This window comes from Buchnera aphidicola (Macrosiphoniella sanborni) (genome assembly GCF_005080885.1).
Classification (GTDB): domain Bacteria; phylum Pseudomonadota; class Gammaproteobacteria; order Enterobacterales; family Enterobacteriaceae; genus Buchnera; species Buchnera aphidicola_AU.
In genome coordinates, this window is record NZ_CP034864.1 from 338,188 (window position 1) to 350,682 (window position 12,495).

Annotated in this window: 10 protein-coding genes; 7 read left to right on the top strand and 3 right to left on the bottom strand. The window is 24.4% G+C overall.

Translation table 11 applies throughout. The features are described from left to right. Positions 1-61 precede the first annotated feature (61 nt). From trxB to aspS, 3 genes are all read left to right on the top strand, one after another. Positions 62-1,021, top strand: a complete 960-nt coding sequence (trxB, locus tag D9V74_RS01485; RefSeq protein WP_158362636.1) for a thioredoxin-disulfide reductase — start codon at positions 62-64, stop codon at positions 1,019-1,021. Between the two features lie 112 nt (positions 1,022-1,133). Continuing rightward, on the top strand, positions 1,134-1,352 hold the full coding sequence (gene infA / locus D9V74_RS01490) for a translation initiation factor IF-1 (protein ID WP_014500015.1): 219 nt from the start codon (positions 1,134-1,136) through the stop codon (positions 1,350-1,352). 161 nt (positions 1,353-1,513) lie between these two features. Further along, on the top strand, positions 1,514-3,283 hold the full coding sequence (aspS, locus tag D9V74_RS01495; protein ID WP_158362638.1) for an aspartate--tRNA ligase: 1,770 nt from the start codon (positions 1,514-1,516) through the stop codon (positions 3,281-3,283). Here the strand turns inward: aspS and D9V74_RS01500 are convergent. The 3 genes from D9V74_RS01500 to pyk form a co-directional block, all read right to left on the bottom strand. After that, on the bottom strand, positions 3,278-4,078 hold the full coding sequence (locus D9V74_RS01500; RefSeq protein ID WP_158362640.1) for a metal ABC transporter permease: 801 nt from the start codon (positions 4,076-4,078) through the stop codon (positions 3,278-3,280). The genes aspS and D9V74_RS01500 overlap by 6 nt on opposite strands. A 34-nt stretch (positions 4,079-4,112) precedes the next feature. Further along, positions 4,113-4,829, bottom strand: a complete 717-nt coding sequence (gene znuC / locus D9V74_RS01505; protein ID WP_158362642.1) for a zinc ABC transporter ATP-binding protein ZnuC — start codon at positions 4,827-4,829, stop codon at positions 4,113-4,115. A 950-nt stretch (positions 4,830-5,779) separates the two neighbouring features. Next, entirely contained in the window at positions 5,780-7,222 is a 1,443-nt protein-coding gene (gene pyk / locus D9V74_RS01510) for a pyruvate kinase (protein ID WP_158362644.1), read from the bottom strand. Positions 7,223-7,534: 312 nt separating this feature from the next. On the opposite strand from pyk, the gene zwf reads away from it, so the two are divergent. The 4 genes from zwf (at position 7,535) to D9V74_RS01530 (ending at position 12,473) form a co-directional block, all read left to right on the top strand. Further along, on the top strand, positions 7,535-9,013 hold the full coding sequence (gene zwf / locus D9V74_RS01515) for a glucose-6-phosphate dehydrogenase (RefSeq protein WP_158362646.1): 1,479 nt from the start codon (positions 7,535-7,537) through the stop codon (positions 9,011-9,013). Between the two features lie 177 nt (positions 9,014-9,190). Then, positions 9,191-10,069, top strand: a complete 879-nt coding sequence (gene htpX / locus D9V74_RS01520; RefSeq protein WP_158362648.1) for a protease HtpX — start codon at positions 9,191-9,193, stop codon at positions 10,067-10,069. Positions 10,070-10,428: 359 nt separating this feature from the next. Beyond that, a complete protein-coding gene (gene cspC, locus D9V74_RS01525; RefSeq protein WP_158362650.1) occupies positions 10,429-10,638 on the top strand; it encodes a cold shock-like protein CspC in 210 nt (69 codons plus the stop codon). Positions 10,639-10,901: 263 nt separating this feature from the next. Then, positions 10,902-12,473 carry a TerC family protein gene (locus tag D9V74_RS01530; protein ID WP_158362652.1) on the top strand — a complete coding sequence of 524 codons (1,572 nt, stop codon included), beginning with the start codon at positions 10,902-10,904 and terminating at the stop codon, positions 12,471-12,473. Positions 12,474-12,495: the final 22 nt, after the last annotated feature.

Here is a 12,495-nt window from a genome sequence, read left to right on the forward strand (position 1 = left end):
AATATTTATTGTATTATAGACATTAATAGACATTAACAATATATTTTTAGGAAATAAGAAAATGAATATTATTAAACATAATAAAATCATTATTTTAGGTTCTGGACCAGCTGGATATACTGCTGCAATATATGCTTCAAGAGCTAATTTGAATCCTATTTTGCTTACTGGTATCAATCAAGGAGGGCAACTTATGAATACTAATGAGATTGAAAATTGGCCTGGAGATGCAGATAAAATAAGTGGATCAGAACTAATGAATCGAATGTATAAACATATTATACAACTTAATACTACAGTGATATCTGATAATATCATAGAAGTAGATTTTAAAAAAAAACCATTTTATTTAATAGGTGAAAAAAATAAGTATACTGCAGATGCAGTTATTATTGCTACTGGGGCAAATCCTAGATATTTAGGATTAAAATCAGAAAAATTATTTCAAGGGAAAGGAGTTTCAACATGTGCTGTATGCGATGGTTTCTTTTATAAAGGAAAAGAAGTTGCAGTAGTAGGTGGAGGCAATACAGCTATAGAAGAAACATTATATTTATCTCATTTTGTTAAAAGGGTACATTTAATACATAGAAAAAAAAATTTTAGTGCTGAAAAAATTTTATTAGATCGATTACAACAAAAAATTAAGAACAAAACGATCATGATTTATTTTAATTCTACTATAAAAGAAATATTAGGTGATACTTTTGGAGTCACTCACGTACGGATTGAACAAGAAAATAATAAAAAAATACAAGAAAAACATATTCCAGTTTCTGGATTATTTGTAGCTATTGGATATATTCCTAATACAAGTATATTCGTTAACGAATTAAAAATGAAAGATGGTTATATTCAGGTCAAAAGAGGTAGACATGGAAATTATACACAAACAAATATACCTGGTATATTCGCTGCAGGAGATGTAATAGATCACGTATACAAACAAGCAATTACATCATCTGCTAGTGGTTGTATGGCTGCTTTAGATAGTGAACGTTATCTAAATGAAACAACATAAAAAAAGAATAAAAAATTATCTTTATAATATGTTGTATATTAAAATATACTAGTCAAAATGACTAGTATCTGATATTATTAAAATATAAAAAAAAATTTTAGTAAGGAATAAAATGTCTAAAGAAGAAAATATTGAAATGCAAGGAACAGTAATAGATACATTACCTAATACTATGTTTCGTGTAGAATTAGAAAATAAACATATTATTACTGCTCATATTTCAGGAAAAATGAGAAAAAATTATATAAGAATATTAACAGGAGATAAAGTAACTGTAGAACTTACTCCTTATGACTTAACTAAGGGAAGAATAATTTTTAGGAGTCGTTAATAATTTAACAAAAATCATAATTAATATTTTAGAAAAATCAATTATATTCCTAAACGGAATTCATATCTTAAGAACTTATCTAATAATAATCTAATTTGAAAAAAATATATTATACTTTTCTTGAAAAACCCAAACTTTTCAAAATAATTTAAAGAGAATTTATGCGCACGCAATATTGTGGGAATATTCGAATAAAAGATTTAAATAAAAAAGTAATATTATGTGGATGGGTGCATAAAATAAGAAATTTCGGTAAGTTGATTTTTATTGACATGAGAGATCATACAGGTTTAATTCAAATTGTTGTTCATTTGAAAAATAAAATTCTTTTTCAACAAGTATTAAATTTAAAAAATGAATTTTGTATTCAAATTCATGGCATCGTACAAAAAAGAATAGAAAAAAATAAAAATATTAAAATGAGTACTGGCGAAATAGAAATTTTAGCTCATGTATTAACAGTTTTAAATATTTCATCAACTCTTCCTATAAATTATCTCAATGATAATAATGACGAATTAAGATTAAAATATAGATATTTAGATTTACGTAATTTTAATCTTTTAGAAAATCTAAAAAAAAGAAATCAAATCACTTATTTAATCAGACAATTTTTAACAAAAAAAAATTTTTTAGATATTGAAACTCCTATACTTACAAAATCTACACCAGAAGGAGCTAGAGATTATTTAGTACCAAGTCGTAATCATTATGGAAAATTTTATGCATTACCTCAATCTCCACAATTATTTAAGCAAATATTAATGATTGCTGGTATTGATAAATATTATCAAATAGTTAAATGCTTTCGTGATGAAGATTTACGTTCAGATAGACAACCAGAATTTACTCAAATTGATATTGAAGTTTCTTTTATGAATTCTAAAAAATTTATTAATTTAATAGAAGCACTAATCATCAAAATTTGGTCAAAGATTATTAATTTTAATTTAAAAAAATTTCCTATAATATCTTTTAATGAATCTATAAAAACATATGGATCAGATAAACCAGATTTAAGAAATCCACTTAAAATTGTTGATATACATGATATATTTCAAGATAAAAAATTTACACTATTTTTTAAAATAAATATTCAAGAAAATAATCGTATAGCATTATTATGTATACCCCAAGGTGCTATTTTAAGTTTAAAAAAAATTAATAATTATATCGAATATGTAAAACAATACGGTGCAAAACAATTATTTTATATAAAAATTACAGCATATCATTTTAATTATAAAGATATATGCAGTTCTATGAAAAACATATTAGACGATATTACTTTTAATAAAATACTTCAAAAAAGTAGTGCAAAAATCGGAGATATTTTATTTTTAATGGCAGATAAAGACTATATTGTAAATAAATCTCTTAGTATGTTACGTTTAAAATTAGGTAATGATCTTCATATTACTGATAAAAATAGTTGGAAACCTGTCTGGATTGTTGATTTTCCTATGTTTCATAAAGATAGTACAGGAAAACTTTCTTCTGTTCATCACCCGTTTACAGCTGTAAAAAATATGGATATGGAAATGTTAAAAAATACACCAGATATTGCTATTTCAGATAGTTATGATCTTGTAATAAATGGTTATGAGATTGGAGGAGGCTCAGTTCGTATTCATAATGCTAACATGCAAAAACGAGTATTTGATATCATTGGTATTAATAAATCTCTTCAATATGAAAAATTTGGTTTCTTGATAGAGGCATTACAATATGGAGCACCTCCTCATGCAGGAATAGCTTTAGGTTTAGATAGAATAGTCATGCTATTAACTAATAGTAAAAATATTAGAGATGTGATTGCTTTTCCTAAAACAACATCAGCTACTTGTTTAATGACTGATTCTCCTAGTTTTGTTGATATTTCAACATTAAAAGAATTATCTATACAAATATTAAAAAAAAAACAATTATAAAAAATTTTTAAAAAAAACTTTTTTTATTATACCTAATACACATAAACACGAAGAACATAATACAATAGATGGGCTTGCAGGTGTATGAAGAAAAAAACATAAAATGATTCCTCCTGTAATAGAAACAATACTTGCTATAATAGCAATTATAACCATTTTTTCTGGTGAATTAGAAAAATTTTGTGCTGTTGCTGGAGGAATAATTAATAAAGATGTAATTAATAATGCACCTACAAATTTAATAGCTATAGCAATACTGAAAGCAGTCATTAACATAATAGTTAAACGAGCATAAAAAATATTTACGCCCTCTATTTGAGCTAATTCTTCATTAATTGTTGCTAATAAAATAGAATTCCAACGATAGTATAAAATAGTTAGTATTATTAGACTACTTATAATAATAACAATTAAATCATATTCTGTGACAGATAACAGATCGCCAAATAAATAATTTGTAATATCTGTTGTATGATGATTAGATATGAAACTTATAAGAATCATTCCTAAAGATAATGAACTATGTAATATTAGACTAAGTATTGTTTCTAAAGAAAATGGTAATGATTTTTCTAACCACGCTAAAATAAGAGAAAGTGTACTCATCAAAAGAAAAAGAGAAAAAAATGAATTTATATTGAATATAAGAGATATTGCTATACCAAGAAGAGAAGAATGTGATAAAGTATCACCAAAAGATGACATACGTCTCCACACGATAAATGAACCTAATGGAGCAGTAGTTAAAGAAAGAACAATCCCTGCAAACCATCCAAAAAAAAATATTTTAAACATATAAACATGTACTCTTTATTTTAGTAAAATATATTTAAAAATCATGAATGTGATTGTGATGATGCTGATAAAATGCCAGTTCTTTTACACGTTTAGAACCAAAAATAGAAATAAATTCTAAATTATTACAAACAGTTTCTGGTGTACCAGAACAACAAATATGATTATTTAAACAAATAACATCATCTGTTTTAGCTGTTACAAAATTTAAATCATGAGAAACAAATAGAACTGAACATTGTAATTCATTACGAATTTGATTAATCAATTTATAAAAAGTTGCTTGTCCAATGATGTCTAATCCTTGCATAGGTTCATCTAAAACTAATAAATCAGGATTATTCAACAATGCTTTTGCTAAAAGAATTTTCTGTGTTTCTCCTCCAGATAACTCTTGTAATTGTCGATATTTTAAGTGTTTTGCTTTTACACGTTTTAATATTTTAGATATTATGATATTATTTTTTTTTCGAGATAATTTCATGTAGCGTTCTACTGTAATAGGTAATAAATTATTAAGAAATAGCTTTTGGGGTATATAACCAATAGATAAATTCTCTCTTCGAATAATCTGACCAGAATTAGGTTTAATTAATCCTAAAATCACACGTATTAATGTTGTTTTACCTGCACCATTTGGTCCAATTAACGTTAAAACTTTATTTGAATGTAAAGATAATGTTATATTCGTCAAAATAGAACGATTAGATACATTTACATGAACATTTGTTAATGTAATTAATTTATACATATTTCATAAAACATCTCTATTAAGGAATGTATTTTTTAAATTAAAATGTATCATTTACATTGAATGTAAACTAAAATGATCTTTTTATTCTATAAATTACTTTTTAAAACGATATTTATACTATTTTATTAATTTATAAGTATATTACGATTCAGTTCAGTAGAGATACTATTTAATAAAATTAATTCGTATATTTATAGATTAAAAGTACAATTTTAATTTTTTAAATTTATTTTTTTAACATATATGTTTATGTTATAGAATTAACCTAATTAACACAACTCATCTTTAATATGTTATTTCAGACTTATCAGTAATCATATTTTTAAAAAATATTATTATAAAATTAAAAGTAATCATAATATGTAAAATAATTCTTGAAAATTTATATATTTTACACTGGATCAAAAAAATGAAGAAATTTTAAATAAAGATTGTACTGACGATTAATACAAGAAGATTTTTTCATATTTGAGCATTAAAGATGAAAAACAATTTTTATACAGTTTAGATGTAATTTATAAAACTATATTACTATCAAAATACATTCACTTAAAACAATGAAGAAAACATTTTTTAAAATTTAATAAATATTTTTGAATCTGCTGTGCTATAACTATAAATAAATATTAAAATAAATATAGTATCTTATACTATAATAAATTTCATCTATTTATCTGGAAAAATTATTTATCTATAGATAGCATATATTAGAAAGGAATATAGATAAGAATAAAAAATATTTCATTTAATCATATTATAAACTTAGGAAAAATATTTTTTATAAAAATGAAATTAGTATATATATCTATTATATTTAATATATTCATTAAAATAAAACATTCATATTAATCACAATTTAATCAATTTTAATAGAAAATGAAAATTTTATTATCAATTTCAAAAGAACAAATTTTTATGCAAAATTTTTAAAATTCTATTGTATAGAATTACAACACTTTTAAAATTCTACTAGTATTAGTTTTTCCTATCTCATTCATAATATCACCTTGAGTAATAATAACTAAATCTCCACTAAATAAAAAACCTTTATTACATAATAATAAAATTGCTTCTTGAGAAGATTTAAAGCCATCATTTTTACTATGAAAATATACAGGTGTTACACCTCTATAAAGAGCAGACAATCTTAAAGTCTTTTTATTTTTTGATAAAGCAAAAATAGGTAATCCAGATGTAATTCTGGACGTCATAAGAGCAGTCTTTCCAGATTCTGTCATAATAATAATAGCTTTAATACCTTTTAAATGATTAGCAACATACATAGCTGACATAGCAATAGCTTCTTCAATATCATTAAATTGTACATTAAGACGATGTTTAGATACATTAATACTTGGCATTTTTTCTGCACCTTGACAAATTTTTGCCATTTTTATAACTGTTTCTGATGGATATTTTCCAGATGCTGTTTCTGCTGAAAGCATAACAGCATCACTTCCGTCTAATACAGCATTAGCAACATCCATTACTTCTGCACGAGTAGGCAAAGGATTTGTAATCATAGACTCCATCATTTGTGTTGCTGTAATAACTATTTTGTTTAATTTCCTTGAAGTTTTAATCAATTTTTTTTGAATACCTGCAAGTTCATAATCACCAATTTCTACCCCTAAATCTCCTCTAGCTATCATAATTGCATCTGATTCTGAGATAATATCTTCTATTACATCTTGATTCATTACAGCTTCTGCACGTTCTATTTTTGCGATAATTTTAGCATGACTACCAGATTTTTCAGCTAATTTTCGTGCCTTTTTTAAATCATCACTACATCTAGGAAAAGATATTGCTAAATAATCTACATCAATTTCAGTTGCTAAAATAATATCTTTTTTATCCTTTTCGGTTAAAACATTTGCAGATAAACCACCACCTAATTTGTTAATACCTTTATTATTTGAAAGAATACCACCCATAATAACTTTTGTAATTATTTCACTATCCGTAACATTTATAACTTTTAATTGTATTCTTCCATCATCTAATAATAATACATCATTAACTGTTACATCATATGGTAATCTTTTGTAATCAATACCTACTCGTTCTTGAGTACCACTATTTTCTTCTAAAATTACATCTAATATAAAAATATCATTTATTTTTAAAAAAATATAACTATTCCTAAATCTAGAAATACGAATTTTAGGTCCTTGTAAATCACCAAGTAATGCAATATGAAAATTTAAATCTTTCATAATTTCTTTCACTTGATATGCTCTCAATTTATGTTCATCCGCTGAACCATGAGAAAAATTAAATCTCAAAACATTTGCTCCAGATTGAATAATTTTTTTAAGATTATTATTTATATCTGTTGAAGGTCCTAAAGTAGCTACAATTTTTGTTCTTCGTAATCGATTTAACATAAAATATACCTTATTAAAAATTTTTTTATGTCATTAATTGTTTATCAAAAAATATTTTTTTTATTTTTAAGTTATTTATTAATATATAAATAGTAATATATTAGTAATATATAAAAATATTATATAAAAATAAATAAGTGATACTAAAATTATATTATATTTATTAAAAAAAAAAATATATATCTATAAAATTATGCTCGTATATAATATTTTCAAAATTTTCTAATAAAAATATTTTTTAATTACTATTATTCAATTATTGTATTAAATTTTACAATTGATATTTTAAATGTTTAAAATAAAGAGAAGATTATGCTAAAAGAAAACAATCTAGCTTGTGATTTAGTTATTTTTGGTGCTAAAGGGGACTTAACAAAGAGAAAATTATTACCTGCTTTATATAAATTAGAACAATATCAAGAAATAAACGAAAATACACGTATTATTGCTACAGGACGCGCTAATTGGGATACAGAAAATTATATAAAAATAACAAAAATTGCAATAAAAAAATTTTTAAACGAAGATATTCAAGATATTGTTTGGAAAAAATTTAGTGCACGTATAATATTTTGTAATATTAATGTATATGAAAGTTCTCATTTTTTTAGATTAAAAAAAATATTAAAACAAAAAAATAATACAGTTATTTACTATTGTGCAATTCCTCCTGAAACACTGAATTCTATTTTTATAGGATTAGGAAATGCAAATTTAAATTTTTCATCATCACGTATAATTTTAGAAAAACCATTAGGTATTTCTTTACAAACGTCTCGAGAAATTAATAATCATCTTTCTAAATATTTTTTAGAAAAACAAATTTTTCGTATTGATCACTATCTTGGTAAAGATGCAATATTAAATCTTTTTTCTTTAAGATTTGCTAATTCATTATTATTTCATAATTGGAATAATAAAACAATTGATCATGTTCAAATTACTGTTGCTGAAGAAGTGGGTATTGAAGATCGATGGAATTATTTTAATAAAATGGGACAAACAAGGGACATGGTACAAAACCATCTTTTACAAATACTTACTATTATAACAATGGATGCACCCAGTAATATTACATCTGAAACTATTCGAGATAAAAAAGTTGAAATATTACGTACACTTAAGTCTATTAATATTGATAATATTCACAAAAAAACTGCACGGGGACAATATAGTTCAGGTTTAATTAACGGAGAAAAAGTACTTGCTTATTTAGATGAAAATGGTGCAAATAAAAACAGTCAAACTGAAACATTTGTTGCTATAAAAATCGATTTAAATCATGAAAGATGGTCTGGTGTACCATTTTATTTAAGAACAGGAAAACGTTTAGCACATAAATATTCTGAAATAGTAATTTTTTTCAAAAAAAGTCCTATAGAGTCATTTCAGAATTTTAATTCCACATTATTATCTAATAAATTAATTATACGTTTAGAACCAGATCCAAATATTCAATTTGATATTTTAAATCAAATTCCTAGTTTAAAAAGTAAATATGAATTAGATATCATTCAATTAAAATCTTATACGCTCAATGAAAAGTATTCTCAAAAATATTCTGTTAACGCGTATGAAAGATTATTATTGGAGAGTATGAGGGGTATACAATCTTTATTTGTATCTCGTGAAGAAGTAGAAGAAGCATGGAAATGGATAGATCCAATTATTGATGGATGGAAAAATACAAAAAAAAATAATCTTCAATTATATAAATCTGGTAGTTGGGGACCTAAAAATTCAAATATATTACTTGCTAATCACAATCATTCTTGGTATGAATTTAACTAAGCTAATTTAAAAAAAATATCAACCTTGACTTAATTGAGATAAATATGATAGGTTAATTTTTTATATGTAAAAATAATATAATTTTTAAAACATATATAATATATATATTTACAATATTTCAAATTTTCAATTGTTTTTTTTAACATTCGTTTTGCTAATCTAGGAAGATAATATCTTATGATACGTATTATTCTTTTCTTATTAACTAATTTAGCAGTTATGTTAATATTCAGTTTAATTCTTAGTCTAACAGGAATTCAATCTAATAGTATTTATGGTTTATTAATTATGTCAGGCTTGTTTGGATTTAGTGGTTCTATTTTATCTTTAATTCTTTCAAAATGGATTGCTTTAAAATCAGTAAATGGTGAAATTATCACGCATCCTCGAAGTGATATGGAAAATTGGTTGATTAACACTGTACGTGAACAATCTATTAAAAAAGGTATCATTATGCCTCAAATCGCAGTGTATGATGCACCTGACATGAATGCATTTGCAACAGGAGCACGCCGTAATTCAGCGTTAATTGCTGTTTCTACAGGACTTCTAGAAAATATGACACACCATCAAGCAGAAGCAGTAATTGCTCATGAAATCAGTCATATTGCAAATGGTGATATGATAACTATGACATTAGTACAAGGTGTTATTAATACATTTGTAATTTTTGCGTCTCGTCTTCTTTCACAAATAATAAGCAGTATTATATCAAACAATCGAAATGAAAATAATACAGAAGAAAAAAATCCTTTAATATACTTTTTTATTTCTACATTACTTGAAATTATCTTTGGTGTATTAGCTAGTATAATTACTATGTGGTTTTCTAGGCATCGTGAATTTTATGCAGATGCTAGTTCTGCAAAAATGGTAGGTCGTGAAAAAATGATTTCAGCTTTAAATCGTTTAAAAACTAGTTATGAACCTCAAGAATCTGATAGTATGATTGCATTTTGCATCAATGGTAAATCCAATTCTTTTTTAAAATTATTTTCATCTCACCCGTCTTTAGAAAAAAGAATACAAGCTCTACATAATAGAGAATATATGTAATAAAGAAAAAATCCATGTTTCTCTTAATAGAAATATATTTTTTATATTTCTATTAAGAATGCTCAAAGTCATTTTTTTAAATATATTTAAACTTGACTTTTTATAAAAAAATGATTTAATATATAAAATATTATGCTTTTTATTATAAAATTTTAATCATGAAGTTTTAAAGATAAAAATAAGTTATAATTCTGTTTATGCATGGAATATTAAAATTAAAAATTTTAGAGTTAAAGACGTTAAAAAAGCTTCTCTTGACCAATCTTAACTTCATGCTAATACAGTAATTTTTCTTTTTTATCCATTTTATCTATAATTAGCAATAAAAAGATAAATAAAATATTTTGAGGATGTTACAAATGGCTAAGATTAAAGGTCAAGTTAAGTGGTTTAACGAATCTAAAGGTTTTGGTTTTATTACACCGATAGACGGAAGTAAAGACGTTTTTGTTCATTTTTCTTCTATTCAGGGGAATGGATTTAAAACATTAACTGAAGGCCAAAATGTTGAATTTGAAGTTCAAGATGGACAAAAAGGTCCAGCTGCAATTAATGTATTTTCTATATAATTAATAAAAAATAAATGTAATTAAAAAATTATAAGTCTTCTGTATATATAAAATCAGAGGGCTTTATTTTTTCGATTGATTAGGATTATAGTTAATATTTTAATTTGAAAAATTTATTTTTATTTTAAATAAGCAATAATTTCAAAAATTTATACTCTCAAAAATATATTCATTATATGACCTATTTTTATTAAAAAATTTATTAAAAAATTTTTAATCTTCTAAATAAATCGATACATCCTATTTTTTTACGGAGTTTTCTGATGGAGTTTTTTTTCAACCCGTCAGCTTGGGCTGGATTATTAACACTAATCATCTTAGAAGTAGTATTAGGAATTGATAATTTAATATTTATAGCAATTTTATCAGAAAAATTACCTCCTAATCAAAGAGATCAAGCACGTTTAATTGGTTTAGGATTAGCATTAATAATGCGTTTAGCATTATTATCATTAATATCTTGGGTAGCAACTCTTAATACTCCTATTATACATAACAATTTTTTTGCTTTATCAATACGTGATATTATTCTTTTAATTGGTGGTTTTTTTTTATTGTTCAAAACTACAATAGAATTACATGAAAGATTAGAAAATAATCATCATGAAAATTCAGAAAACAAAAATTATGCAGGTTTTTGGGCTGTAGTAATTCAAATTGTTGTATTAGATGCAGTGTTTTCATTAGATGCAATAATAACAGCTGTAGGTATGGTTAATGACTTATTAATTATGATGATGGCTGTTGTAATAGCAACAATTATCATGTCATTTGCAGCAAAAAAACTAACCAATTTTATTAATCTACATCAAACAGTAGTTGTTTTATGTCTTAGCTTTTTGCTGATGATTGGTTTTAGCTTAGTAACAGAAGCATTAAGATTTTGTATCCCAAAAGGATATTTATATGCTGCAATAGGATTTTCTATTTTAATTGAAGCCTTTAATCAAATAGCACGTCATAATCTTATGAAAAATCAATCTAGAAGACCAATGAGACAAAGAGCAGCAGAAATAATTTTACGTTTAATGATTAAAGAACAAAATCAATATGAAAAAAATGAAATAAAACAAAATAACACTAAAGAAATTCATTCTTCTCAATCTTCATCTTCTCAAGAACACGAAATATTTAAAGAAGAAGAAAGATATATGATTAATGGTGTTCTTACATTAGCTGGTCGATCTATTAGAAGTATTATGACTCCAAGAAGTAATATTTCTTGGGTAAATATAGAAAAAAATACTGATGAAATTCGTACTCAGTTATTAGACACTCCACATAGTTTATTTCCAGTATGTAAAGGCGAATTAGATGAAATAATAGGTATTGTACATGCTAAAGAGTTATTAGTAGCTATTGAACAAAAAATAGATATTTATACCTTTTCTAAGAAAACAACACCTATTATTATCCCAGATACTTTAGATCCTATTGATCTGTTGGGTGTACTTCGTCGAGCGCAAGGTAGTTTTGTTATTGTAAGTAATGAATTTGGTGTGATACAAGGATTAATTACTCCATTAGATGTTTTGGAAGCTATAGCAGGAGAATTTCCAGATGCTGATGAAACACCTGATATTATTAAAGAAAATAACAGTTGGTTAGTGAAAGGTGAAACTGATTTACATTCTTTACAACAATTACTTAATACTGAAAAATTAATTAAAGAAAAAAATTATGCGTCTTTAGGAGGATTATTAATTGCTCAAAAAGGTCAATTACCTATTCCTGGAGAAGTGATCTATATTCATCCTTTTTATTTTCATATTGTTAAAGCAACAGAATATCGTATTGATTTAGTAAGAATTATAAAAAATCAAGATGAAAATTAATACTATATTACATAATTAATAA

Bases quoted from the DNA above. Each gene is read 5' to 3' on its own strand.
- trxB (WP_158362636.1), top strand. From the start codon at position 62: ATGAATATTATTAAACATAATAAAATCATTATTTTAGGTTCTGGACCA.
- infA (WP_014500015.1), top strand. From the start codon at position 1,134: ATGTCTAAAGAAGAAAATATTGAAATGCAAGGAACAGTAATAGATACA.
- aspS (WP_158362638.1), top strand. From the start codon at position 1,514: ATGCGCACGCAATATTGTGGGAATATTCGAATAAAAGATTTAAATAAA.
- D9V74_RS01500 (WP_158362640.1), bottom strand. From the start codon at position 4,078: ATGTTTAAAATATTTTTTTTTGGATGGTTTGCAGGGATTGTTCTTTCT.
- znuC (WP_158362642.1), bottom strand. From the start codon at position 4,829: ATGTATAAATTAATTACATTAACAAATGTTCATGTAAATGTATCTAAT.
- pyk (WP_158362644.1), bottom strand. From the start codon at position 7,222: ATGTTAAATCGATTACGAAGAACAAAAATTGTAGCTACTTTAGGACCT.
- zwf (WP_158362646.1), top strand. From the start codon at position 7,535: ATGCTAAAAGAAAACAATCTAGCTTGTGATTTAGTTATTTTTGGTGCT.
- htpX (WP_158362648.1), top strand. From the start codon at position 9,191: ATGATACGTATTATTCTTTTCTTATTAACTAATTTAGCAGTTATGTTA.
- cspC (WP_158362650.1), top strand. From the start codon at position 10,429: ATGGCTAAGATTAAAGGTCAAGTTAAGTGGTTTAACGAATCTAAAGGT.
- D9V74_RS01530 (WP_158362652.1), top strand. From the start codon at position 10,902: ATGGAGTTTTTTTTCAACCCGTCAGCTTGGGCTGGATTATTAACACTA.